The sequence below is a fragment of the Streptomyces sp. B1866 genome, from assembly GCF_031932565.1.
GTDB lineage: Bacteria > Actinomycetota > Actinomycetes > Streptomycetales > Streptomycetaceae > Streptomyces.
On sequence record NZ_JAVSCF010000576.1, the window covers coordinates 1 to 707 of the forward strand.

Annotated in this window: 1 pseudogene; it reads left to right on the forward strand. The window is 83.9% G+C overall.

Annotated elements, in window-relative coordinates:
- Window positions 1-182: 182 nt before the first annotated feature.
- A pseudogene (locus tag RKE29_RS30265) lies at window positions 183-707 on the forward strand (DUF6049 family protein); the annotation flags it as partial.

Consider the following 707-nt stretch of genomic DNA (forward strand, 5'->3'; position numbering starts at 1 on the left):
CCGAGCCCGCACCGGGCGCCGCCGCTCCGCCGGGGACCGCCCGTGGCGCGGCCGGGACGGCCATGACCGGGGCGGCCGCGTCCGAGGCAGGGGCTGCCGGGGCCGGCGCGGGCTCGACGGCGGTGCCCGGGGCCCCGGCGGCGGATCCGTTCCGGCCGGGCCGGGGACGGATCAGGCCACCCGTGGCGGGCCCGCCCGCCGAGCATCCGCGCCCGCCGCACCGGCCGTACGGGTCGCACCGGCCGTACGGGGCGTACGGGCCGTACGGGGCGTACGGGCCGTCCGCGCGGGATCGGCCGTCCGCGCGGGCGGCCTCGGCCCGTACGGCGGCTTACGCCCGTACGGCGGCGTGGGCCCAGGCGGCCAGGTCGGCGGCGGCCCCGGCCCGTGCGGCGGGACCCCGCCCGGCGGCGCCTGCCGCCGCCCGGCCGTACCGCGAGCCGTACCGGCTGCCGTACCGCGCCCGTACGGCGGCCGGAGCCGCCCGCCGCCACCCCGCGGCCCTCACCGTCACCGGCGTCAGCCCGGCCGTGGTCGGCCCCGGCGACACCGTCACCGTCAGCGGCACCCTGGCCAACACCTCCGGCAGCGAAATCGACGACCCGCGCGTGAGCCTGCGGCTGGGCCCGGGCGGCGCGCTCGGCACGCGCGGGGCGCTCGCCGCCGTGGCCGGGCGCACCGGCCTGACCGAGGCGGACGGCCCCGAG